Below are 21,399 nucleotides of genomic sequence, written 5' to 3' on the forward strand. Positions count from 1 at the left end.
CTCGAGGGCGGGCGGGGAGGCGAGGGGCATGACGGGATGCTACCGGCCGCCGGACGCCGCTCCCGTCACCGCGCGTACGACCCGCGCCGGCCGCGCGTCAGCGCGCCCGCAGCCCCGGGAACTGGTCGTCGCGCCACTCCCCGTCGAGCCGCTCGCCGGCGTCGGATGCGGCCACCTCGCGCTGCCGCAGCTCCACCCGGCGGATCTTCCCCGACGCGGTCTTCGGCAGCTCGCCGAACTCCACGCGCCGCACGCGCATGAACGCCGGGCTCTTCTCGCGCGCATGCTTCAGCACGGCGAGCGCGGTCGCCTCGTCGGGCTCCCATCCGGCGGCGAGGTGCACGTACGCCTTCGCGACGTTGAGCCGCACGTCGTCCGGAGCCCCCACGACGGCGGCCTCCGCGACCGCCGGGTGCTCGATGAGCACGCTCTCGACCTCGAACGGCGAGATCTTGTAGTCCGACGACTTGAAGATGTCGTCGGTGCGGCCGATGAAGGTGATGGTGCCGTCGGCGTCGCGGCGGGCGACGTCGCCCGTGTGGAAGTACCCGTCGCGCATCGCCTCGGCCGTGCGGGCGTCGTCGCCGAGGTACCCGGCCATGAGGTTCACGGGGCGCGTCGCGAGGTCGAGGCAGATCTCGCCCTCGTCGGCGCGCTCGCCCGTGACGGGGTCCACGAGCACGAGGTCGACGCCCGGCAGCGGCGTGCCCATCGAGCCCGGCACGACGGGATCGCCGGGCGCGTTCGCGACGATGGCCGTGGTCTCGGTCTGGCCGTAGCCGTCGCGGATCACGAGGCCCCACCACTCCTCGATGCGCGCGATGACCTCGGGGTTGAGCGGCTCGCCTGCGGACATGATCTCCCGCAGCCTCCCCGGCCGCTCGCGGATCCCGGCCTGGATGAGCATGCGCCACACGGTCGGCGGCGCGCAGAACGTCGTGACCTCGGCGCGGTCGAGCTGCTCCACGAGCGCGTGCGCGTCGAAGCGCGCGTAGTCGTGCACGAAGACGGTGGCCTCGGCGATCCACGGCGCGAAGAAGCAGCTCCACGCGTGCTTGCCCCAGCCGGGCGAGCTGATGGCGAGGTGGACGTCGCCGGGCTGGAGCCCCAGCCAGTAGGCCGTCGTGAGGTGGCCGACCGGGTAGGAGACGTGCGTGTGCACGACCATCTTCGGCTTGCTCGTGGTGCCGGACGTGAAGTAGACGAGCGCGGGATCCGTGGACGCGACCTCGACGCCCACCGGGTCGGCGGGCGCATCGTCGGCGTCGCGGTAGTCGGCCCAGCCGTCGGGCACCGACGCCTCACCGGCCGCGCCGATCGCGATGCGCGCGTACTCCCCCGGCACGTCGTCGAAGACGGCCGTGTGCGCGAGGTCGGCGATGACGTGGCGCACGCCCGCGCGGGCGACGCGGTCGGCGAGGTCCGCGGATCCCAGCACGGTCGAGGTGGGCAGGATCACGGCGCCCGCCTTCATGATCGCGAGCATCGTCTCCCACAGCTCCACCCGGTTGCCGAGCATGAGCATCACGTGGTCGCCCCGCCGCACGCCGCGGGCGACCAGCCAGGTCGCGACGAGGTCCGAGCGCGTCGCCATCTCGTCGAAGGTGAGGCGGCGCTCGGATCCGTCGCCCGCGACGACGTGCAGCGCCAGGCGGTCGTTCCCGCGCGCGATCCGGTCGAACCAGTCGACCGCCCAGTTGAAGGAGTCCCCCACGTCGGGCCACGCGAAGCGCGCGACCGCCGATGTCCGGTCGGTGCGCATCTCCTGCAAGAGGTCACGGGCGGTGCGGTAGGAGGAGTTGGCTCGGGGCATGGGTCCATCCTGCTGCCCGCGCCCCGGTGCGCGCCGCAGGCGATCCGGAGACCGCACCGCTCGGCGGACGGCTCCGAAGCATTTCAGTAGTGCACGAACTCATGAATGAGGGAAGGACGACCGCATGACCGAGATCACCGCCCACCACGGGCTCCTGAAGGACACGAACCTGCACGTCGACGACACCGGGGGCACGGGCCGCCCCGTGGTCCTCATCCACGGCTGGCCGCTCTCCGGGGAGTCGTGGAGCAAGCAGGTGCCCGCGTTCCAGGCCGCCGGCTACCGCGTCATCACCTACGACCGCCGCGGCTTCGGCCGCAGCGACAAGCCGCTCACCGGCTACGACTACGACACCTTCGCGTCCGACCTCGACGCCGTGCTCACCGAGCTCGACCTCCGCGACGTCACGCTCGTCGGCTTCTCGATGGGCGGCGGCGAGATCGCCCGCTACATCGGGACGCGCGGCGAGGAGCGCCTGCACAGCGTCGTGTTCGCCTCCGCCGTGCCGCCGTACCTGGAGAAGACCGACGACAACCCGGACGGCCCGCTCACCAAGGACGCGGCCGCCGAGATGACCGCCGGCCTGACCAAGGACGAGGACTCCTTCTACGACGAGTTCACGACCGGCTTCTACTCGGCGAACGGCGTGCTCAAGGTCACCGAGGCGGAGCGCCAGGAGGCGATCGCGCTCGCGCACCAGTCGAAGAAGCACGCGGCGCTCGCGTCGATGGCCGCGTTCGCGACCACGGACTTCCGGGACGACCTCACCAAGGTCACGGTGCCGACGCTCGTCATCCACGGCGACAGCGACGCGACCGTGCCGTTCGAGGGATCCGGCGAGCGCACCCACCGCGCCATCGCCGGCTCCGAGCTGCACGTCGTGAAGGACGCCCCGCACGGCGTCACGGTCAGCCACCCCGAGGAGTGGAACCAGGCCGTGCTGGAGTTCCTGAGGAAGTAGCTCCGCGCATCACCCGCAGGGGCGCTGATCCGATCGGGTCAGCGCCCCTGCGTGCGCTTGTAGGGCTTCGGCTGGCCCTTGACGACGGGCGCGCGGCCCTGGCCCTTGGAGGCCTTCGCCTTCCCGCCGGCCGGCGGCTTCGGCGCCTCGGGCGGGGTGGACGGCTTCGCCAGCTCCTCGATGGCCTCGTCGTACGCGAGGCGGCCGGTCTTCGTCAGGCGCGTCTCCGTGCTCTGCGGGTCGAACACGGCACGGCCGTAGTGCTCCTCGATCGCGCGGATGGAGGAGGCGAGCTTCGCGCGCGAGATGCCGAGCTGATCCGCCGCCTTCGGCAGGTGCAGCACCTCGGCCGCGACCACGAAGTGTCGCTGGTGGCTGATCTTCACGCGTGGTGCCTCTCGTCGCGGCGGATGCCGGATGTCCCACGGTACAGGGCGGGTCGGCCGCCGCCGGGCGGGTAGCGTCGAGGCGGCGGACGGCGTCTGTGGGGAGGCACGGCATGGCGGGACTCGAGGTCGTGGCGGCGGTGCTCGTCCGCGACGGGCGCGCGCTCGCCTGTCGCCGCGCGGCGCACAAGCAGGGCGCGGGCACGTGGGAGTTCCCGGGCGGCAAGGTGGAGCCCGGCGAGACGCCCGAGGCGGCGCTCGCGCGGGAGATCCGCGAGGAGCTCGGCATCGACGTGACTGTCGGCGCGCTCGTCGACCGCTCCGAGGTGCCCGTCGGCGAGCGCGTGATCGACCTCGCCTGCTACCGGGCGGATCCCCTCGGCCCGCTGCCGACGACGAGCACCGACCACGACGAGCTGCGCTGGGTGCCGCTCGCGGACCTCGGCGAGCTCGACTGGTCGGCGCCCGACCTGCCCGCCGTGCGCCGCCTGGTGATCCAGGCCCGACACCCGGACGCCGACTGGGTCATCGACGTGGGCGCGCCGCCGCGGGCTGCCGATCCCGCGCACGACCGGCACGCCGCCCTGCTCGCGGAGGCGGCCGAGGGCGCGCAGGCATCCCTCGACGCGCTCGCCGTGGCGGTGCGCGCGGCCCACGCGGCCGGGCTCGACGAGCACCGCATCGCGGTCGCGGCCCGCCTGTCCCTGGCGCACGTGCGGGACGTCCTCGGCTGATCCGTCGCGAGAGCTTGACCTCAAGCGACCTTCACCTGCTGGGATCGGCGCATGATCATCCACGCCGTCACCCTGCCCGCCCGCGACACCGCCGAGGTCGCCGACGCCTACCGCGCGCTCGGCTTCCCCGTGCGCACGACCGAGGACGCCGCCGAGGTGGAGGTCGGGACGACCCGCCTCCGCTTCGACCGGGACCCCGGATACCGCGGCGCGCACCACCTGGCGTTCACGATCCCGACGGGCTCCTTCGCGGCCGCGCGCGCGTGGATCGGCGAGCGCGCGGAGGTCATCGCGCCCGACGGACGGGACGAGTTCGCGGGGCCGGGCACGTGGGACTCGCGCTCGGTCTACCTCCGCGGACCCGACGCGCAGGTGCTGGAGCTGATCGAGCGCCGCGCCCTCGCACCCGGCCCCGGTGCGCGCGAGCCGTTCCGGGCATCCGACGTCGTCTCGGTGAGCGAGGTCGGCGTCGTCGTCGACGACGTGCCCGCCGCGGTCGGGCTGCTGGCGGAGGCCGGCCTCCACCCCTACGGCGGCTTCGCCACGGACGGGTTCGCCGCGGTCGGCGACGTCGAGGGGCTCGTGATCCTCGTGGCCCGCGGCCGGGCATGGGTCCCCGAGGGCACGCAGGTCGCCGCCGACGTGCCGGTGGTCGTCGACGCGGGGCTCGGACGGGAGATCGCGCTCGGGGCGGGCCGGCTGCTGCGCTGACGCGGGGGCGCGGACGGGCGGGATCGGCCACGCCCCCGGGCGGGGGCTGGGGACGACGGGGTCCGGCGGGAGCGTCGACCGCCGTAGCGTCCACCTCCGTCCGGCGGCCGTCGCCGCGGACCTCCCCGACCCGATCCGAGAGACGCCCCATGCCCGCGACACCCCCCGCGTTCCGCTCCCGCGCCGCCGCCATCGCCGCCCTGACCCTCGTCGCCGCCCTCGCCGTCCCCACGGCCGCCCAGGCCGCGGCGCCCGTGCACCACGCCGTGACCCGGCCCGTCGCCGCGCACCACCCCGTGACCCGGCCCGTCCCCCGCCCCGTCGTCGCGCACGCTCCCCAGCCGCCCGCCGTCGACCAGATCGTCGTCCCCGCCACGGCGGATGCGCGCTTCGGCGGCGGCACGATCTTCGCGCCGCGGGGCGCCGGGCAGAAGGTCCTCGGATCGGTCGTCGTCACCCCCGGGTTCCACGGCAGGAAGTCGGACATGGCCGTCTACGGCACCGAGCTCGCCGCGGAGGGCTTCGTCGTCTTCACCATCGACACGCGCGACCGCGCCGACCTCCCCGACCAGCGCGCGACCGAGATGCTCGCAGCCGCGGACTACCTCACCGGCCGGAGCGCCGTGAAGGGCGAGGTCTCCCCGGACCGCGTCGCGCTCCTCGGCTACTCCATGGGAGGCGGCGGGACGCTCCAGGCCGCGCAGGAGCGCCCGTCGATCAAGGCCGCGCTGACCCTCATGCCATACGACTACCCGCCCGCCGGCGACCCGAAGGCGGTCCACCCCGCGTACCCGGAGCTGACGGTGCCGACGCTCATCATCACCGGGCAGAAGGACGCGACCGCGATCCCGGCGAAGTTCGGCAAGCCCGCCTACGACTCCATCCCGGCCGGCACCCCCAAGCAGTACCTCCAGCTGACGGGGCTCGGCCACGCGGCCGGCATGGGGAAGCCGACCGCCACGATCCGGGCGGCCATCACCGCGTTCCTCGAGCGCTACCTCGACGGCGACACCGCCTACGCGAAGGACATCTGCCCGGCCCCGAAGGTCGGCGGTCCCATCAGCGCATCCACGAGCTCCTGCGGCACGAGCTGATCCCCCGCACGCCTCCCGCGTCTCGCGCGCAGATCATCCCCAGGCGGCCCGGCTGGGGAGGACGGGGCAGGGGTCTGCGTCGCCCGCCCCTAATGTCCTGACGAACCTCCGTCCGCGGCGAGCGCCGCAGGCTCCCCCCATCGAACAGAGAGACGCCCATGCCCGCCATGATCTCCGCGCTCCGCTCGCGTCCCGCGGCCGTCGCCGCGCTCGCCCTCGTCGCCACGCTCGCTATCCCCACCGCCGCGCAGGCGTCCACGCCCGTCCACCACGCGGCCGCGCGCACCGCCGTCCCGCACCACGCGCCCTTCGCGGTGCGCACCACGGTCGTCCCGAAGACGGCCGTGAAGGCGTTCGGCGGCGGCGTCATCTACACGCCGCAGGACACGGGCAAGCCCGTCCTCGGCGCCGTCGTCATCACCCCCGGCTTCACCGACACGAACGCCGACGAGAAGGCGACGGCCGAGCTCGTCGCCTCGCAGGGCTTCGTCGCGTTCGCCATCGACACCCTCGACGTGTACGACCTGCCCGACCAGCGCGCCACCGAGATGCTCGCCGCCGCGGACTACCTCACCGGGACGAGCGCGGTGAAGTCCGAGGTGTCCGCGAACGACGTCGCCCTCCTCGGCTACTCGTTCGGCGGCGGCGGCACGATGCAGGCGGCGCAGTCGCGCCCGTCCATCAAGGCAGCGGTCACGCTCATGCCGTACGACTTCCCGCCCGCGGACCAGCCGGACGCGCAGTACCCGGCGTACCCGAAGCTGACGGTGCCCACGCTGGTCATCACGGGCCAGAAGGACGACGTCGCCGTCCCGGCGGACTTCGGCAAGCCCGCGTACGACTCCATCCCCGCGGGCACGCCGAAGCAGTACCTGGAGCTGAAGGGCCTCGACCACTACGCCGGCCATCGCGCTCCGACCCCCACGATCCGCACCGCGGTCACGGCGTTCCTCAAGCGCTACCTCGACGGCAACAGCGCCTACGCGAAGTTCATCTGCCCGGCCCCGAAGGTCGGCGGTCCCATCACCGCGTCGATCAGCTCCTGCCCCAAGGGCTGATCCCCTCCGCTCCATCCCGCGCGGCGTCCGACCATCCGGTCGGGCGCCGCGCGGGCGTGTCCCCCGGGCAGGCGCCTAGGGTGGGGACGAACCACCATCCGCCCCCGCTCGACGCGGGCCGGCCACCGAACGGAGCGCTGATCGCGCTGAGCACCACCCCGCCGCCCGGCGACTCGCGGCGCCCCCGCCGGGATCCCGGGGCCGCGCGCCCGCCGCGCCAGCGCCGCCGCCGCGTCAACCCGCAGGAGATGCGCGACGTCCGCGCCCGCCTCCGCGGCACCATCTACGAGGGCACCGAGCCCGCGCACGGGCGCCTCGGCGACCTCTACTCCCCGCGCCAGATCGTCGACTTCTGCCTCGACCTCGGCGAGGTGATGCTCGCGTCGGGCGCCGACGTCCGCGCGGTCGAGATCGCGATCGTCGCCGTGAGCACCAAGTGGAACCTCGCGCCGCTGGAGCTCGACATCACGGGCACGGCCATCACCATCCAGTACGCGCCGCTCGAGGGTCCGCCGCTCGTGAAGCTGCGCGTCGTCACGGCCGAGGGCAGCGACCTGCACCGGCTCTCGCTCGTCTACCAGATCGTCGACGAGCTGCTGCACGACGACCGCGACATGACGAGCGCCGTCGACGGCCTCGTCGAGGTGCTCCGGTCGCCGCCGCGCTGGCCGTCGTGGATCACCGACGCCGCCATGGGCCTGTTCGGCGTCTCCGTCTCGCTGCAGGCGGGCGGCTCGCTGCCGGGTGCCGTCGGGGCGTTCCTCTTGATGATCGGCGCGATGGTGCTCGGCCGGCAGCTGTCGCGCCGCGGCATCCCGCCGTTCTTCGTGGTGGCCGTGCAGTCGGCGATCGTCGCCGCCGTCGGCACGCTCGCGATCTGGTCGGGCGTGATGCCCGCGGGGAGCGCCGCCGCGATGGTCGCGGCCGTGGTGGTGCTGATCCTCCCCCACGTCACCATCGTCACCTGGGCGCAGGACGCGATCTCCGGCTTCCGGGCCATGGCGCTGTCGCGGGCGATGATCATCGTGCTCATCGTCGCGGGCATCGCCGTCGGGATCCCGGGCGGCCTCGCCCTCACCGCCGGGGTCGACATCGAGGTGGATCCCACCGACATCACGCTGCGGGCGCTCCCCCTCTGGATGCTGCTGATCACCACGTTCTTCGCGGCCGGCGCCACCGGGATCACGCAGGGCGCCAACGCGCGCGTGATGCCCGTCGCGATCGGCATGGCGCTCGTCGGCACGGTGTCACTCTGGATCCTCAAGGCCGCCGGCGTCCCGCTGCTCGCGGCGACGTTCCTGGTGGCGACGCTGCTCGGCGCGCTCGGCACGGTGGTCGCGGCGCGCGTCCGGGTGTCAGCCACGGCGATCGCGGTGCCCGCCTTCTGCGGGTCCCTCCTGCCCTCGCTCGCGGTCGCCTCGGCGCTGCTCAACTCGATGGCGGGCACGTCCGGCGCGACCGGCGCGTTCGTCGGCGCGATGGCGACGACCCTCGCGATCGGCGCGGGCCTCGTGCTCGGCAGCCTGCTCGCGACGCCGCAGGCGCGTCGCCACCTCCGCCGCCGGGCGAAGCGCGTCGTGGTGCAGTCGGTGCGCCTCGACACGACCCCGATCGGCATCATCCGCGACCCGTCGCTGCTCGACGCGCCGCAGCGCCCGGCGGGCGGCGGCACGGACCTCGGCTGACCTCGCACGCGACCGGCGGCCGCGGAGCCCGGGCATAGCCTGGATCCACCTGTCCCCATGCGGGACGCCACCCACCCGCGAGGAGGATCCCCATGGACGTGCACCCCGGAGTCACCCTGCTGGACGACGACGTGCGGGACGCGCACGAGCTGTTCCGCTCGCTGCACGCGCACCCCGAGCTCTCGATGCAGGAGCACGCGACCGCGGCCGCGATCGAGGCGTACCTGGAGGCGATCGGCGCCGAGACGAGCCGCTGCGGCGGCACCGGCGTGGTCGGGATCCTCCGCAACGGCGACGGCCCCGTGGTCGCGTTCCGCGCCGACACCGACGGCCTCCCCATCCTCGAGGAGACCGGCCTCGCGCACGCCAGCCGCGACACGGGGATCGACCCGTCGGGGACGGAGGTGCCCACGATGCACGGCTGCGGGCACGACTTCCACGTCGCCGCCGCGCTCACCACCGCGCAGGCGCTCGCCGCGAACCGCGACGCGTGGGCCGGCACGATCGTCTTCGTGTTCCAGCCCGGCGAGGAGACCGGCGAGGGCGCCCGCGCGATGCTCGCCGACGGCCTCTGGGATCGCGCGCCGCGCCCCGAGGTGATCCTCGGCCAGCACGTCTTCCCGCTCCCCGTCGGCGTGGTCGCGACGCGCGAGGGCGCGTTCATGAGCATGAGCGACTCGTGGAAGGTCACCGTGAAGGGCCGCGGCGCGCACGGGTCGCAGCCGCAGAACTCCATCGACCCGATCGTCGCGGCCAGCGCCATCGTCCTGCGGCTGCAGACCGTGGTCGCGCGCGAGGTCGACCCGCAGGCCGCCGCGGTCGTGACCGTCGGCACGTTCCAGGCGGGCACGAAGGAGAACATCATCCCCGAGCACGCGGTGCTCGGCCTCAGCATCCGCACGTTCGACCCGGCCGTGCGGGAGCGCGTGCTGGGGTCCGTGCGGCGGATCATCCTCGCCGAGGCCGCCGCGAGCGGGGCACCGGAGCCCGAGATCGAGGAGATCGTCTCGTTCCCGCTCAACCGCAACGACCCGGAGGCGACGCGCGGCGTCGTCGCGGCGCTCACCGCGCAGCTCGGGGCCGACCGGGTCGTCGAGTCGCCGCCGATCATGGGCAGCGAGGACTTCGGGATCCTCGGGGAGGCCATCGGCGTGCCCACCGTCTACTGGGCCTTCGGCGGCGTCGAGGCGTCGGCGTTCGGCGGCGAGACCCCGCCGCCCGGCAACCACACGCCGCAGTTCGCGCCGACCATGGAGGGCACGATCGAGACGGGCGTCAAGGCCGCGACGGCCGCCCTGCTCTCGCGGGTCGGCGTGGGCCGCGCGTAGGGTCGAGCGGACACGCACACGACAGGAGGCACCACCATGTCCGATGCACTCGTCGCCGGGGCCGTCGTCGGCCCGCTCGCCATCGCCTACGTCGCACTCGTCGTGACGGCGCTCGTGCAGGTCGTCCGCGATCGGACGCTCGCCGGGCTCTCCCGCGACCTCTGGATCGCGGCGCTCGTGCTCGTTCCGGTCCTCGGCGCGCTCGCCTGGTACGCGGTCGGGCACCGCACGGCCGACGCGCAGCGCGCCATCGATCGCCTGCGGCTCAGCCTGTAGTCACGTCACGCCGCTCACGCCGGAGCGCCCGCGCCCGCCGCTCGACCCCGGTCAGCGGCGGGCGCGCCTGTTCCGCCAGGCCGACCACGCGCCCGTCGCCCAGAGCGCCCAGAGCACGAGGAGCGGCTGGAACACGAGGCGGATCGCGCGGGCCGCGTCGGTCTCGAGGCCGAACGCGGGTGTGCGCGTGACGAGCTGCGAGATGTTGCCCGGGAAGATCGCGATGAAGAACAGCGCGACCACGGCGCCCACCCCCACGCGCCAGCGCCCGAGGAGCACGAGCGACAGGCCGAGCGCGATCTCCACGACGCCCGACGCGAGCACCACGAAGTCGGGATCCATCGGCAGCCACGTGGGCACCTGCGCCTGGAACGACTCCCGCGCGACCGTGAGGTGGCCGGTGCCGGCCATGATCAGCAGGAGGCCGAGCAGGATCCGGCCGAGCGTGCGCGGGATCGAGCGGCGCCCGCCGTCCGGGGCGATGCGGCGGTCGGCGGTGGGGCGGGTCGCGGGGCTCGTGGTCATGCGCCCAGTCTGACGCGGGTCGGATGGGCGTCCGGCGCACGCGGATCCCGTGGTACCGCCTCTTCCCCGGGTGCCGGAACCGGTCCTAGGATCCGGCCATGACCGACCTCCCCGACATCGCGACCGGCGCGGACACCGACGTCCTCGGCCCCGACGACCGCCCCCGCCCGCCGCGCGCCGACGAGCGCGCCTGCCTCACCGGCTTCCTCGCCCTCAACCGCGCCACCGTGATCCGCAAGGCCCGCGGCCTCTCCGACGCCGACGCCGCGCGCCGCGTCCTCCCCAGCCTCACCTCCGTCGCGGGCGCGCTCCGGCACCTCGCCGACGTCGAGCGGTCGTGGACCGTCGAGCTGATGGAGGCGGGCGACTACGACCGCCGCTTCGGCGGGGACGACGACCCCGACGGCGAGTGGCGCGTCGAGGCGACGGACTCCCTCGCCGAGATCGTCGCCGACTACGAGCGCGCCTGCGCCGAGAGCGACGCCGTGATCGCCCGGCACGACCTCGACGACATCGCCGCCGCCGGGCCGCCCGACGAGATGCCGTCGCTGCGCTGGATCCTCGTGCATCTCATCGAGGAGACCGCGCGCCACGCGGGCCACGTCGACGTGGTGCGGGAGCTGGTCGACGGCGTCACCGGCGAGTGATCCGCGACCCGGGTGAGCGCGCGGGGAGGGCTCACGGCAGCGTCGTGATCACGAAGGCGAGCCCGAAGAAGATCGCGCCGAGGGCGATGAGCAGGAGGAGCCCGAACGTGGGCCGCATCCGCAGCCGACGCCCGGCCGCTGCGACGCCGCGCGAGCGACGCGAGCGACGGCGGGTCCGCCCCGGCTCCGGCACGGCGAGCGCGTCGTCGGACGCGTAGTCGGACGCGGTGAGCACCGAGGCCTCCTCGCCCTCGAGCGACCGCAGCCGGTCGTCGCGCCAACGCTCCCAGCGGTCGTCCTTCGCCATGAGGGCGGCGGTCGCATCTATCACGTCGTGCCAGCGGTCGGGATCGAGCGTCACCATGTCCGCGGGCGAGCGCAGCAGCAGGCGGTCGCCGCGGATCTCCACGTCGAAGCCGCGCACGCGGTCGACGAGCACGGCCATGACGTCGGGGGTGAAGAGGTAGAGGGCGTCGCGCTCGTACCCGGCCGGGCAGTAGAGGGCGGCGTGCCGGTCGAAGTCGCCCTCGAGCTCCAGGCGCTGGTCGCGGGCGACGTCGATGGTCGGCGTCATCTCCCGACGGAGGCGCGTGCGGTTCGAGATGACCTGGATGTGCGGCAGCTCCCGCCGTAGCCCGATCATCGCGTAGCCGCCGTACTGCGTGATGCCGTCGAACCGCGACCCCTGGTCCAGCTCGTGGTTGCCGAACTCGACGGGGCGTGCGGTGCGCGGCCGCATGACGCGGGTCACGAACATGCCGCGCGCGGCGGATCCCATGTGCCCGTCGGAGACCGGCCCGGGCGTGTAGCCGAGGCCGTTGACCCGGCCGAATCGGGTGAGGCGGTAGTGGGAGCGGACCGTGCTGCGGCGGCGACGCGTGCGGATCAGGCGCCACGCGAAGAACACGCCGGTGCCGAACAGGGGGATCGCGAACACGGTCATGCCGAGGGCGTCTCCGCGGGTCTCGGGGTCGTCGGTGACGATCGCGCCCACGCCGCCGGCGAGGAGGAGGACGCCGCCGAGCGGGATCGCGAGCAGGGCGAGGATCCCCATCGCGATGCGGCCGAGCACGAACAGCGGCGAGACCAGCACGGGGAACCGCGCCGTGAACTCGCGGCGGAACCGGCGGAGGTCGTCGCGGGCGATGCGGTCGGTCAGCGGCGTCGTGTCCAGCTGCGGCCGGCGGGGCGCGTGCGTCGTCATGGATCCCCTCGTCCTCGCGGCGTCGCGGCCGCCCGTCCACCGTACCGAGGGCGCGCGCGGCGGCCGGGCGCGCGGGCGCCCCCAGCTCGGGCGGCACGAGGCCGGGAGGCGGATCGCTCCTGCCGCTCGCGCGTCCGCGCGTTCCCTGCCGCTGCGCCCGTAGCCTGACCCGATGGACCTGCAGCAGCTCTTCGGACTCGATGGACGCACGGCGCTGGTCACCGGTGGCAGCTCCGGGATCGGGCGCGCCATCGCCGAGGCGCTCGCGTCCGCGGGCGCGCACGTGCTCATCGCCGCCCGCACCCCGGCCACGATCGACCAGACGGTCGCCGGAATCCGCGCGCAGGGCGGGTCGGCCGACGGCATCGTCGCCGATCTCTCCACCCGGGCGGGCGCGCACCTGCTCGCGGACCGGGCGCTCGCGTCCGGCGACGTGGACGTGCTGGTGAGCTGCGCGGGCATCAACCTCCGGCCGCCGCTGGCCGAGCTCGGCGAAGATGTCTGGGACGCCACCCTGGCCGTCAACCTCGACGCGCCGTTCGTCCTCGGCCAGCGCCTCCTGCCCCTGATGGCGGAGCGCGGCCACGGCCGCGTCATCCACGTCAGCAGCCAGCAGGCGCAGCGCGCATTCGCGTCGAGCGGCGCCTACGGGGTGTCGAAGGCCGGGGTCGAGGCGCTCGCCCGCTCCCAGGCGGAGGCCTGGTCCGCCCACGGGGTGACCGCCAACGTGCTGGTCCCCGGCTTCGTGCTCACCGCCCTGAACGCGCGGCTGAGCTCCGATCCGGGGACGGTCGCCGCGCTGGCGGCGCGCACCCTCGTCGGCCGCAACGGCGTCGCCGCCGACTTCGCCGCGCCCGCCGTCTTCCTCGCGAGCGCGGGATCCGCGTACGTGACCGGTCAGACCCTCGCGGTCGACGGCGGCTTCTCCGTCCACTGACCGCGCGCGGACCCGTCAGCGCGGGGCCCCGTCACCGCGGGAACGGCGTCGCGCCCACCTTCTCGTAGGCCGCCCACGCGTCGAGCGGGCCGCGGCCGACGACCGCGTGCTCGCCGATGGCCCGCGCCTTGTAGATGGCCGGGTTGTGGCTGGCGACCACGCGCGCGTTCCGCCAGTGCCGATCGAGCGCGCGCTCGCGGAACGTGGCCGACGCTCCCCCGACCTCGAACAGCAGCGTCGCCGCGGCGGGCACCTGGTCCACCGCGTGCACCTGGGCCTGGTAGACGGCGTTCTCGGCCGCGTCGAGCGTCGGGCGGTCGAGGGCCTCGCCTGGCAGGGCGGTCGCGGCGGCCTCGTCGAGGCGAGCCGCGGCCGCGAGGGTCGCGGCGCGCACGGCGAAGGCGGCCGTGGAGATCCGGCCGACGACCTCCAGCACCTGCGGGTCGTCCTGCGGCAGGGCGGCGTTGGCGTGGATGTAGGTGCGCGTGCGGCTGCGCACGTACGCGACCGCGTCGCGCTCCACCTCCTGCGCGATCCCCGCCAGCACCGCCACGAGGTACAGCTGGTAGAAGGCCTGGATGTGGCTCAGCGGCGCCTCGCGGTAGGCCGTGACGGTCGCCGGATCCACCTCCACGCCATCGAAGGTGGTGGTGCCGCTCGCGGTGAGGGTCTGGCCGAAGGCGTCCCAGTCGTCGACCGCGGTGACCCCCGGCGCGTCGGTGGGGATCGCGAGGGTCACGCGCTCGACGCCGTCCGCGGCCGCGCGACCCGCCGCGAGGTAGATCCAGTCGGAGTAGAGCGTGCCGGTGGAGTAGAACTTGGTCCCGTCGAGGATCCAGCGGCCGTCGCGCTCCTTCACCGTCGTGGAGATGTCGGCGAGCGTGTTCCCGGTCTGCTCGCTCGTGGCGTTGCCGACGATGGCGCCGGACGCGATGCGGCGGATCCACTCCTCGCGCGCGGGACCGGGTGGCCGGCGCAGCACCAGCTCGACATAGCCGAAGTGGCCGCGCAGCAGGTGCCCGACGTTGGTGTCGGCGGCCGACAGCTCGATCACGAGCTCGGTCAGCTGCGCGAGCGAGGCGCCGCGCCCGCCGTCGGCGACGGGCAGCCGGATCGCCCCGAAGCGCGCCTCCCGCAGCAGCGCGACCGCCTCGTACGCGAGCTCGCGGTCGCGCTCGCGGGCGACGGCGCCGTCGCGGATCCGGTCGAACAGCGGCAGGAACCCGGCCCGCAGGTCGGCGGTCGACGTGCCCGTCGCGGCCCCCGTCACGAGAACGCGCCCCGGTACGCCGCCGCCGGGTGCGACGCCGGCAGCCGGTCGCGCCCGGTGAGCTTGTGCCGCAGCGTGCCCGGCTCGTACTCGCGCTGCTGGAGACCGCGCTCCTGGAGCACGGGCGTGACGTGGTCGACGAAGTCCTCGTAGCTGCCGGGCAGGGTCCAGTTGATGACGTTGATCCCGTCGACGCCCGCCTCCTGCCACCCCGCGAGCACGTCGGCGATCTGCTCGGGCGTCCCCACGACGCGGCCGCGCAGCTTCGCGGAGAGCCGGGCGAGGTCAGCGATGGTCGGCTCCCGGTCGGGCGACGCCTCGCGCAGCCAGTTCAGGTGGCTCTGCCCGGCCTGCGTCTCGACCTGGCTGAGCGGCGTCGCCGGATCCAGCTGCTCACCCGTCTTCGGGTCGAAGCCGAGGTTGGAGTGCAGGAGGAAGCCGTCGGCGGAGAGGTAGTCGTCGATCTCGGCCTCGTTGCGCTTGGCCTCCTCCTCGGTGCTGCCGGTGATGAAGGAGAGCCCGAGCCAGAAGGAGAGGTCGTCCGCCCGCCGGCCCGCGTCCACGGCGAGCGCCCGCGTGTCCGCGATGAGGGCGCGGGTCTTCTCGGGCGTCGACGACAGGATGAACTGCGCCTCCGCGTTCCGGGCGGCGAAGCGGCGGCCGACGGGCGAGGATCCGGCCTGGAAGAGCACGGGCGTGCGCTGCGGCGACGGCGACGACAGGTGGGGACCCGCGACCTTGTAGCGCGGGCCCTCGTGGTCGATGCGGTGGATCCGCGACGCGTCCGAGAACACCCCGCGCTCCTTGTCGCGCTGGAGCGCGTCGTCGTCCCACGATCCCTCCCACAGCTTGTAGACCACGTCGAGGTACTCGTCGGCCCAGGCATAGCGGGCGTCGTGGTCCTCGAGGCCGTCGTGCCCGAAGTTGCGGGCGGCGCCGTCGAGCGCGCTCGTCACGACGTTCCAGGCGATGCGGCCCTGCGTGATGTGGTCGAGCGTCGACACCTTCCGGGCGAAGTCGAACGGGTGCGCCTGCAGCACGGAGCTCGTGAACGCGAAGCCGAGGTGCTCGGTGCTCACGGCGAGCGCCGAGATCAGCACCGACGGGTCGTTGCTCGGGAACTGGAGGCCCTCGCGCGCGTTGACGTCGTAGGCGCCGTCGCCCGGTCCGTAGAGGCCCACCACGTCGGCGAAGAACATGGCGTCGAAGCGGCCGCGCTCGAGGGTCCTCGCGAGGTCCACCCACAGCTGGACGTCGTCGAACTCGTGCTGCCGGGCGTCCGGGTGCCGCCACAGCCCGTGCTGGATGTGGCTGGCGGTGTTCATCACGAAGGCGGCGAAGCGGAGCGGCGGCCGGGCGTCGGGCATGGGGATCCTCTCGTCGGGATCCCAGCGTCGCACGGGTGGGGAAATGCGGATCGCGACGCCGTAGCCGACCGTCACATGCCGGGCAGACGGTCGTCTGTGCAGGCGACGCACAGACGGGTGCACGGGCCCGATACCGTCAGCCCACCGCGTCGGGGGCCGCTGGTGATCACCCGCTCCCGCCGCGACGCACATGGCCCCACCTCCTCGCCGGCGAGCGTCGGCGATCCGACGCCACGCCGTGGCATTCCTGGAAGGCGCACCATGACCCATCACCCCGCACGCTCCGCCCGACGGCGCACCGCCGTCGTCTCCTCCATCTGCCTCACGGCCGCGCTGATCGGCGTCGCGACGTCCGCATCCGCCGCGCAGGTCGCCCCCGGCGGCGCCCCGTCCGCGGTGGCGATCTCCTCCCGGGTGTCGCCCGCGGACGCCGCCGCCGCCGTCGCCCGATGGACGCCCGAGCGGCGTGCCGCCGCGATCGACGACGGCAGCGGCCAGCCCATGTCCGCCCTCGCGGCGTCCGACGCCGCGACCCGCATCAGCAGGGCCGACCAGGTCACGCCCGTGTCGCACATCGGCCGCATCTTCTACGACCAGAACGGCGAGAGCCGTTCCTGCACGGCGAACGTGGTCCAGTCGGCGAACGGCTCCACCCTCGCGACGGCGGGCCACTGCCTCAGCGAGGGCCAGACCTTCTCGACCGACATCGTCTTCTACCCGGCCTACGAGGACGGCGACTCGGCCTACGGCGCGTGGCCCGTCGTGGGCGGCGCGACGACCGACGGGTGGTATCGGAACGGGGACCAGAGGGTCGACTCGGCCTTCCTCGCCGTCGGCACCGACGACTCCGGGGACGACATCGCCAGCGTCGTCGGCGCGTCGCCCGTCCTCTTCGACCAGGAGGGGGCGCAGGAGGTCTCGATCTACGGGTACCCCACGCTGATGCGCTTCGACGGCGAGCACCTCGATCGCTGCCGCGGGCTGTCCGAGCACGTCTCCGCCCCGCAGCTCGCCCTGCCGTGCGACATGAACGAGGGGGTCTCTGGCGGCCCGATCCTCGAGGGCGACGGCCCGGACGGCGCGCAGTTCGGCAACGTCGCGGAGCGCTACGGCGACTTCTCCCACGTGCTCGGACCCATCTGGCAGGCCACCGAGCACGCGGTCTACGACACGGTCGCGGCCATCCAGCCCTAGCGCGTCGCCCGCGATCCCCCTCCCCGCACGAACCGCCGCGGACGCCCGACCGGGCCGCGGCCGCGCCACCACGACACCAGCGAAAGGTCCATCCATGTCCCCACGTCCCGCACCTCCCCTCCGCCGACGGGCCGGCGCGATCGCCGCCGTCTGCCTCGGAGCCGCCCTCGTCGGCGGCGCAGCTCCCGCCTCCGCCGCCGACCGGGACGCGCCCGCGGCCGACGCCGCGTCCTCGCTCGTCTCGATCACCGTGCCCGCCGCGCGGGACGCCGATGCGGTGGCGTACTGGACGCCCGAACGACGCGCCGCCGCCACCGAGGACGAGGGCGACTCCTCCGCCTCCGCGGAGTCGAGCGGGGGCTCAGACGCCGTCGCGGCCTCCGACGCGGTCGCCTCGAACGACCAGGCCGAGCAGATCCCGACCGTGTCGCACATCGGCCGCATCTACTACAAGCAGGCCGGCGACGGGCACTGGTGCAGCGCCAACGTGGTCGCATCCGCGAACGGGTCGACCATCGCGACGGCCGGGCACTGCATCACCATGGCCCAGGTCTTCTCGATCGACATGGTCTTCTACCCGGCGTACGAGGACGGCGGATCCGACTACGGGGCCTGGCCCGTGGTCGGCGGCTACGTGACGACGGGCTGGTACCAGAGGAACGACGACGACCAGGCCGAGGACTCCGCGTTCATGGCGGTCGCGCGGAACGGCGACGGGGCGACCGTGGAGAGCGTCGTCGGCGCGTCGCCCGTCCTCTTCGACCAGCCGGCCTCCGAGCGCGTGTCGGCGTACGGCTACCCGGCCGTGGGCCGCTTCGACGGCGAGCACCTCGACCGGTGCACGGGGCAGAGCTCGCTGTACGAGCCCTCGCGGATCGTGGTGACGTGCGACATGACGGGCGGCGTCTCCGGTGGGCCGATCCTCGTCGGCGACAGCGGCGACGGCGCGCAGTTCGCGAACGTGGCCGAGCGCGACGAGACGTCGACCCACAACATCGGGCCGCTCTGGCAGGACTCGCAGCACTCGGCGTACGACCTCACGGGCGCCATCGCCACCTGACCCGCACGGCGCGCTCCCGGGGCTCCGGGAGCGCGCCGCCCTGCACCGCGCGACTGCCGACGCACGTCGGCAGCCCCGCCTCCTCCGAAGCACGACAGAGAAGAGAACCCATGCTCCGACCATCCGCACCGTCCGTCCGTCGCGCGCTCCTGGCCGCGAGCACGCTCCTCGCCGCGAGCGCCGTGATCGCGTCGGCCCAGCCGGCCACCGCGTCCGTCCGCCCCGCGACGACCGCGAGCGCGACGTCCTCCGTCGTCACGATCCCCGGCTCGGCCGCGGACGCGGACCGCGCCGGCGACTTCTGGACGCCCGCACGACGCGACGCGGCGCGGGCCGACGACCTGGCCGCTCCGAGCGCCGACGGATCGGCCGCCGCCGTGTCCCCCGACGCCGCGGATCCCGTCCAGCAGGTGGCCCCCGTGCCGCACATCGGTCGCCTGTACTTCGTCCGCAACGGCTCGTACTACTACTGCACGGCCAACGTCGTCGATGCACCGAACGGCTCGACGATCGCGACCGCGGGCCACTGCGCGTCGTCGATGGGCGTCTTCTCCACCGACCAGGCGTTCTTCCCCGGAGCGCACGACGGCCAGAAGCCCTACGGCACGTGGACCGTCCGCACGGGCAACATCCCGAGCGGCTGGTACAACGGCGACGACGCCGACGCCGCGGACGACACCGCGTTCTACGCGCTGAACGCGAACGCGGACGGTGCCACGGTCGAGAGCGTCGTCGGTGCCTCGCCCGTGCTCTTCGGCCAGTCCGCGGCACAGACCGTCGCCGCGTTCGGCTATCCCGTCGTCGGACGCTTCGACGGGACCCACCTCGAGCGCTGCGTCGGGGCGGGCACGGCGGTCGCCCCGCAGCAGGTGTCCTTCCCCTGCGGGATGACCGGGGGCGCGTCGGGCGGCCCGATCCTCGCGGGCTCCGCCGACGGGGCGCAGTTCGCGAACGTCGCCACGCTCGACTACTCCCAGACGCACAACGCCGGCCCGCTCTGGGGCGACACGCAGCGCTCGGCATACGAGGCGACGGCGACGAACGTCGGCTGATCCTCCTCGCGCTCCCCCTCGTCGCCGGCGACCCCCGGCGATCCGATCGCCACCTCGTGGCACTCCCGGAAGGCACACCATGTCCCATCGCCCCGCACGCTCCACCCGACGGCGCACCGCCGTCGTCTCCTCCGTCTGCCTCACGGCCGCGCTGCTGGGCGTGGCGCCCTCGGCGTGGGCGACGACCGCGCCCTCCGACGCCGTCGTCCCGGCCGCGTCGGAGACCGCGTTCACGGTCTCCGCCGCCGACGCGTCGCACGCCGTCGACTACTGGACCCCCGAGCGTCGGGCTGCAGCCATCGACGTCGACAGCGGACGGCCCATGTCGGAGCTCGACGCGTCGGCCGCGGCGACCCCGATCAGCAGGGCGGAGCAGGTCGCCCCGGTCCCGCACATCGGCCGGATCTTCTACACGCAGGGCGGGTCGGGCTACGCCTGCTCGGCCAACGCGGTCGTGTCGGCCAACCGCTCGACCATCGCGACCGCGGGACACTGCCTCACCTACCATCAGGAGTTCTCCACGAACACGGTCTTCTACCCGGGCTACGAGTCGGGGGAATCGTCCTACGGGGCCTGGCCCGTCGTGGGAGGCGCGGTGCCGTCGCGCTGGGCGACCGGCAACGACCGGGTGGACGACTCGGGGTTCCTCGCCGTGAGCACGGACTCCGCAGGCGAGGACCTCGAGAGCGTCGTCGGCGCGTCGCCGGTCCTCTTCGACCAGTCCACCACCGAGGAGGCGTCCGTCTACGGCTACCCCGCCGCCGGCCGCTTCGACGGGGAGCACCTCGATCGATGCCGGGGCATGTCGGGCCCGTTCGTGGAGACGATGATCTCGATCGCGTGCGACATGAACGAGGGCGTCTCGGGCGGCCCGATCTTCGCCGGCGATGACGCGGACGGAGCGCAGATCGCCGACGAGTCCAACCGCTTCCAGGACTACACGCACGTGATCGGCCCGATCTGGCGGCAGGAGCAGCACGACACCTACGACCTGGTGTCGACCACGACGTACTGACGCACCGCGCGCTCGAGGCGTCGATGCCGCCGGCGTCGCCCGCCCCCGCTCGCCCTCGTCTCGACCCGGTGCCGACACCCGTCCGCGCCGTCACCGAACACCAGGAAGGTCTCCCATGTCCCGCCACCTCGCCGCTCCTCCTCGTCGACGGGCCGCCGCCCTCGCCGCGGTCTGCCTCGGCGCCGCCCTCATCGGCGTCGCCGCTCCCGCATCCGCCCTCGATCGCGGCGCGCCGTCCGCTGCCGCCGCGTCGTCGCTCGTCTCCGTCACCGTCCCGGCCGCGCGGGCCTCCGCTGCCGTCGCCTACTGGACACCCGAGCGCCGCGCCGCCGCGACCCCGGGCGACGGCTCGGGCGACGCGACGACCGACTCCGTGATCACCGACGCGGCGGGCACCGGCGGCCACGCCGAGCAGGTCGCCACCGTGCCGCACATGGGCCGCATCTACTACATGCAGGAGGGCCTCGGCCACTACTGCTCGGCCAACGTCGTCGCCTCCGCGAACGGGTCGACGATCGCGACGGCCGGGCACTGCACGACCATGCACCAGGTCTTCTCGACCGACATGGTGTTCTACCCGCAGTACGAGTCGGGGGGCTCGCCCTACGGAGCCTGGCCCATCGTCGGCGGGAACGTCACGACCGGCTGGTATCAGGGGAACGACGCCGACCAGGCGGAGGACTCGGCCTTCATGGCGGTCGCGCGCGACGATGACGGCGAGACCGTCGCCAGCGTGGTCGGCGCATCGCCCGTGCTCTTCGGCCAGCCCGCCGCGCAGCTCGTCTCGGCCTTCGGCTACCCCGCCGTCGGGCGATTCGACGGAGAGCACCTCGACCGGTGCACGGACTCGGGCACGGCCCTGGGCACCGCGCAGATCGTCCTGGCGTGCGACATGACGGGCGGCGTCTCGGGCGGTCCGATCCTCGTCGGCGACGGCAGCGACGGCGCGCAGTTCGCGAACGTCGCCGAACGCGATGACACGGGCACCCACAACATCGGACCGCTCTGGCAGGACTCCCAGCACTCGGCGTACGACCTCACGGCGGCCATCGCGACCTGACCCAGGCCCGCTCCCCCGGGCC

Annotated in this window: 21 protein-coding genes; 15 read left to right on the top strand and 6 right to left on the bottom strand. The window is 74.0% G+C overall.

Annotation, left to right across the window (positions count from 1 at the left end):
- Window positions 1-97: 97 nt before the first annotated feature.
- Window positions 98-1,813 (bottom strand): AMP-binding protein, encoded by a 1,716-nt coding sequence (locus ITJ40_RS09915; protein WP_194666836.1) that lies wholly within the window; start codon window positions 1,811-1,813, stop codon window positions 98-100.
- Between the two features lie 124 nt (window positions 1,814-1,937).
- Between ITJ40_RS09915 and ITJ40_RS09920 the strand changes: the two genes are divergently transcribed.
- Window positions 1,938-2,774 (top strand): alpha/beta fold hydrolase, encoded by an 837-nt coding sequence (locus ITJ40_RS09920; RefSeq protein WP_194666837.1) that lies wholly within the window; start codon window positions 1,938-1,940, stop codon window positions 2,772-2,774.
- A 38-nt stretch (window positions 2,775-2,812) separates the two neighbouring features.
- Here ITJ40_RS09920 and ITJ40_RS09925 read toward each other — a convergent pair whose 3' ends face one another.
- Window positions 2,813-3,160 carry a LysR family transcriptional regulator gene (locus ITJ40_RS09925; RefSeq protein ID WP_194666838.1) on the bottom strand — a complete coding sequence of 116 codons (348 nt, stop codon included), beginning with the start codon at window positions 3,158-3,160 and terminating at the stop codon, window positions 2,813-2,815.
- A gap of 113 nt (window positions 3,161-3,273) precedes the next feature.
- Here ITJ40_RS09925 and ITJ40_RS09930 point away from each other — a divergent pair, with 113 nt between their 5' ends.
- The 7 genes from ITJ40_RS09930 to ITJ40_RS09960 all read left to right on the top strand — a co-directional run bounded on the left by ITJ40_RS09930 (window position 3,274) and on the right by ITJ40_RS09960 (window position 10,046).
- The gene (locus ITJ40_RS09930; RefSeq protein WP_194666839.1) at window positions 3,274-3,894 is read left to right on the top strand and encodes a (deoxy)nucleoside triphosphate pyrophosphohydrolase; all 621 of its coding nucleotides are present in this window, start codon (window positions 3,274-3,276) and stop codon (window positions 3,892-3,894) included.
- Window positions 3,895-3,945: 51 nt separating this feature from the next.
- Window positions 3,946-4,605, top strand: a complete 660-nt coding sequence (locus ITJ40_RS09935) for a hypothetical protein (protein ID WP_194666840.1) — start codon at window positions 3,946-3,948, stop codon at window positions 4,603-4,605.
- A gap of 149 nt (window positions 4,606-4,754) precedes the next feature.
- Complete coding sequence (locus ITJ40_RS17250) at window positions 4,755-5,699, top strand: alpha/beta hydrolase (protein ID WP_194666841.1); 945 nt, start codon at window positions 4,755-4,757, stop codon at window positions 5,697-5,699.
- A gap of 158 nt (window positions 5,700-5,857) precedes the next feature.
- Window positions 5,858-6,757 (top strand): alpha/beta hydrolase, encoded by a 900-nt coding sequence (locus tag ITJ40_RS09945; RefSeq protein ID WP_194666842.1) that lies wholly within the window; start codon window positions 5,858-5,860, stop codon window positions 6,755-6,757.
- Between the two features lie 80 nt (window positions 6,758-6,837).
- Complete coding sequence (locus tag ITJ40_RS09950; protein ID WP_194666843.1) at window positions 6,838-8,442, top strand: threonine/serine exporter family protein; 1,605 nt, start codon at window positions 6,838-6,840, stop codon at window positions 8,440-8,442.
- A 92-nt stretch (window positions 8,443-8,534) separates the two neighbouring features.
- On the top strand, window positions 8,535-9,770 hold the full coding sequence (locus ITJ40_RS09955; RefSeq protein WP_194666844.1) for an amidohydrolase: 1,236 nt from the start codon (window positions 8,535-8,537) through the stop codon (window positions 9,768-9,770).
- 36 nt (window positions 9,771-9,806) lie between these two features.
- Window positions 9,807-10,046, top strand: a complete 240-nt coding sequence (locus ITJ40_RS09960) for a PLDc N-terminal domain-containing protein (RefSeq protein ID WP_194666845.1) — start codon at window positions 9,807-9,809, stop codon at window positions 10,044-10,046.
- A 51-nt stretch (window positions 10,047-10,097) separates the two neighbouring features.
- On the opposite strand, the gene ITJ40_RS09965 is transcribed toward ITJ40_RS09960, so the two are convergent.
- On the bottom strand, window positions 10,098-10,571 hold the full coding sequence (locus tag ITJ40_RS09965) for a DoxX family membrane protein (RefSeq protein WP_194666846.1): 474 nt from the start codon (window positions 10,569-10,571) through the stop codon (window positions 10,098-10,100).
- Between the two features lie 98 nt (window positions 10,572-10,669).
- Between ITJ40_RS09965 and ITJ40_RS09970 the strand changes: the two genes are divergently transcribed.
- Window positions 10,670-11,218, top strand: a complete 549-nt coding sequence (locus ITJ40_RS09970; RefSeq protein WP_194666847.1) for a DinB family protein — start codon at window positions 10,670-10,672, stop codon at window positions 11,216-11,218.
- Window positions 11,219-11,249: 31 nt separating this feature from the next.
- On the opposite strand, the gene ITJ40_RS09975 is transcribed toward ITJ40_RS09970, so the two are convergent.
- On the bottom strand, window positions 11,250-12,422 hold the full coding sequence (locus ITJ40_RS09975; RefSeq protein WP_194666848.1) for a hypothetical protein: 1,173 nt from the start codon (window positions 12,420-12,422) through the stop codon (window positions 11,250-11,252).
- A 172-nt stretch (window positions 12,423-12,594) separates the two neighbouring features.
- Here ITJ40_RS09975 and ITJ40_RS09980 point away from each other — a divergent pair, with 172 nt between their 5' ends.
- On the top strand, window positions 12,595-13,359 hold the full coding sequence (locus ITJ40_RS09980; RefSeq protein ID WP_194666849.1) for an SDR family NAD(P)-dependent oxidoreductase: 765 nt from the start codon (window positions 12,595-12,597) through the stop codon (window positions 13,357-13,359).
- 31 nt (window positions 13,360-13,390) lie between these two features.
- Here the strand turns inward: ITJ40_RS09980 and ITJ40_RS09985 are convergent, their stop codons facing one another.
- Both ITJ40_RS09985 and ITJ40_RS09990 read right to left on the bottom strand, forming a co-directional pair.
- Complete coding sequence (locus ITJ40_RS09985; RefSeq protein WP_194666850.1) at window positions 13,391-14,629, bottom strand: acyl-CoA dehydrogenase family protein; 1,239 nt, start codon at window positions 14,627-14,629, stop codon at window positions 13,391-13,393.
- Entirely contained in the window at window positions 14,626-15,996 is a 1,371-nt protein-coding gene (locus ITJ40_RS09990; RefSeq protein ID WP_194666851.1) for an LLM class flavin-dependent oxidoreductase, read from the bottom strand. The genes ITJ40_RS09985 and ITJ40_RS09990 overlap by 4 nt, the downstream gene beginning before the upstream one ends.
- Before the next feature lie 261 nt (window positions 15,997-16,257).
- Here ITJ40_RS09990 and ITJ40_RS09995 point away from each other — a divergent pair, with 261 nt between their 5' ends.
- From ITJ40_RS09995 to ITJ40_RS10015, 5 genes are all read left to right on the top strand, one after another.
- Entirely contained in the window at window positions 16,258-17,190 is a 933-nt protein-coding gene (locus tag ITJ40_RS09995) for a serine protease (protein WP_194666852.1), read from the top strand.
- 94 nt (window positions 17,191-17,284) lie between these two features.
- Entirely contained in the window at window positions 17,285-18,250 is a 966-nt protein-coding gene (locus tag ITJ40_RS10000) for a serine protease (protein WP_194666853.1), read from the top strand.
- A gap of 110 nt (window positions 18,251-18,360) precedes the next feature.
- Window positions 18,361-19,302 carry a serine protease gene (locus ITJ40_RS10005; protein ID WP_194666854.1) on the top strand — a complete coding sequence of 314 codons (942 nt, stop codon included), beginning with the start codon at window positions 18,361-18,363 and terminating at the stop codon, window positions 19,300-19,302.
- Between the two features lie 79 nt (window positions 19,303-19,381).
- Window positions 19,382-20,317: a serine protease gene (locus ITJ40_RS10010; RefSeq protein ID WP_194666855.1), complete on the top strand. Its 936-nt coding sequence runs from the start codon at window positions 19,382-19,384 to the stop codon at window positions 20,315-20,317.
- A gap of 115 nt (window positions 20,318-20,432) precedes the next feature.
- Window positions 20,433-21,377: a serine protease gene (locus ITJ40_RS10015; RefSeq protein WP_194666856.1), complete on the top strand. Its 945-nt coding sequence runs from the start codon at window positions 20,433-20,435 to the stop codon at window positions 21,375-21,377.
- Window positions 21,378-21,399: the final 22 nt, after the last annotated feature.

Origin of the sequence: Clavibacter sp. VKM Ac-2872, assembly GCF_015351105.1 — a bacterium.
In the GTDB taxonomy this organism is placed as follows: Bacteria; Actinomycetota; Actinomycetes; order Actinomycetales; family Microbacteriaceae; genus Clavibacter.

Coding starts and splice junctions, on each gene's coding strand:
- ITJ40_RS09920 (WP_194666837.1), top strand. CDS start 1,938: ATGACCGAGATCACCGCCCACCACGGGCTCCTGAAGGACACGAACCTG.
- ITJ40_RS09975 (WP_194666848.1), bottom strand. CDS start 12,422: ATGACGACGCACGCGCCCCGCCGGCCGCAGCTGGACACGACGCCGCTG.
- ITJ40_RS09930 (WP_194666839.1), top strand. CDS start 3,274: ATGGCGGGACTCGAGGTCGTGGCGGCGGTGCTCGTCCGCGACGGGCGC.
- ITJ40_RS10005 (WP_194666854.1), top strand. CDS start 18,361: ATGCTCCGACCATCCGCACCGTCCGTCCGTCGCGCGCTCCTGGCCGCG.
- ITJ40_RS10000 (WP_194666853.1), top strand. CDS start 17,285: ATGTCCCCACGTCCCGCACCTCCCCTCCGCCGACGGGCCGGCGCGATC.
- ITJ40_RS09960 (WP_194666845.1), top strand. CDS start 9,807: ATGTCCGATGCACTCGTCGCCGGGGCCGTCGTCGGCCCGCTCGCCATC.
- ITJ40_RS09935 (WP_194666840.1), top strand. CDS start 3,946: ATGATCATCCACGCCGTCACCCTGCCCGCCCGCGACACCGCCGAGGTC.
- ITJ40_RS09995 (WP_194666852.1), top strand. CDS start 16,258: ATGACCCATCACCCCGCACGCTCCGCCCGACGGCGCACCGCCGTCGTC.
- ITJ40_RS09970 (WP_194666847.1), top strand. CDS start 10,670: ATGACCGACCTCCCCGACATCGCGACCGGCGCGGACACCGACGTCCTC.
- ITJ40_RS09990 (WP_194666851.1), bottom strand. CDS start 15,996: ATGCCCGACGCCCGGCCGCCGCTCCGCTTCGCCGCCTTCGTGATGAAC.
- ITJ40_RS09945 (WP_194666842.1), top strand. CDS start 5,858: ATGCCCGCCATGATCTCCGCGCTCCGCTCGCGTCCCGCGGCCGTCGCC.
- ITJ40_RS09980 (WP_194666849.1), top strand. CDS start 12,595: ATGGACCTGCAGCAGCTCTTCGGACTCGATGGACGCACGGCGCTGGTC.
- ITJ40_RS10010 (WP_194666855.1), top strand. CDS start 19,382: ATGTCCCATCGCCCCGCACGCTCCACCCGACGGCGCACCGCCGTCGTC.
- ITJ40_RS10015 (WP_194666856.1), top strand. CDS start 20,433: ATGTCCCGCCACCTCGCCGCTCCTCCTCGTCGACGGGCCGCCGCCCTC.
- ITJ40_RS09955 (WP_194666844.1), top strand. CDS start 8,535: ATGGACGTGCACCCCGGAGTCACCCTGCTGGACGACGACGTGCGGGAC.
- ITJ40_RS09965 (WP_194666846.1), bottom strand. CDS start 10,571: ATGACCACGAGCCCCGCGACCCGCCCCACCGCCGACCGCCGCATCGCC.
- ITJ40_RS09915 (WP_194666836.1), bottom strand. CDS start 1,813: ATGCCCCGAGCCAACTCCTCCTACCGCACCGCCCGTGACCTCTTGCAG.
- ITJ40_RS17250 (WP_194666841.1), top strand. CDS start 4,755: ATGCCCGCGACACCCCCCGCGTTCCGCTCCCGCGCCGCCGCCATCGCC.